This is a genomic window from Vibrio sp. 1249-1, from assembly GCF_033340495.1.
This window is the reverse complement of the sequence record NZ_JAWOWJ010001239.1, coordinates 1-504: the sequence shown is the minus strand read 5'-3', so window position 1 is coordinate 504 and position 504 is coordinate 1. Positions and strand designations below refer to the sequence as shown.

The 504-nt window shown below is 48.0% G+C and carries 1 pseudogene; it reads right to left on the bottom strand.

Annotated elements, in window-relative coordinates:
- Positions 1 to 504 (bottom strand): annotated as a pseudogene (locus tag R7Z50_RS31470) (N-acetylglucosamine-binding protein GbpA); the annotation flags it as partial.

The following is a 504-nucleotide window of genomic DNA, read 5'->3' as shown; positions in this document are numbered from 1 at the left end:
CTCGCCAGATGGTGGTGGCGTTACTGACTCTTCTTTTAAGTGAAAGTCGAGCGTTTGCTGATCCACCAAGTTGCCACCTTTGTCTTTAATACGAGTCACGAGCATATGGTGACCAGGCTCTGATTTGCTTAAAGCGAGCGATACAGCCTCCACCGAGCCGTCTTTCATTTCGTCTGCCCAGCTTGCAAGTGGCTCACGGTGGTGATTGTACACGGTGAGTTCTGCGTTTAAATCGCCTTCAGCAGTTAGTGTCAGATCCAAAGTTGTCGTTGTTGACTCAATGATATATTCGTCTGCTAAGCCATCTACTGTGAGTGAGTACTCTGGAGCGGGAGTTTCTATCTTGTAGCCGACTTCTACACGCTCAAGGCCGCTATTAGCTTGCAGGTACACCGGGTTAGTACCATAAACAGGAGTGAATTTATCCTCGGCATACTGTCCAGCTTGCAGTTTAGTTTGCTCTTGGTTGATCTTCGTTGCTAGAGCGTAAGACCAGTTTTTCGC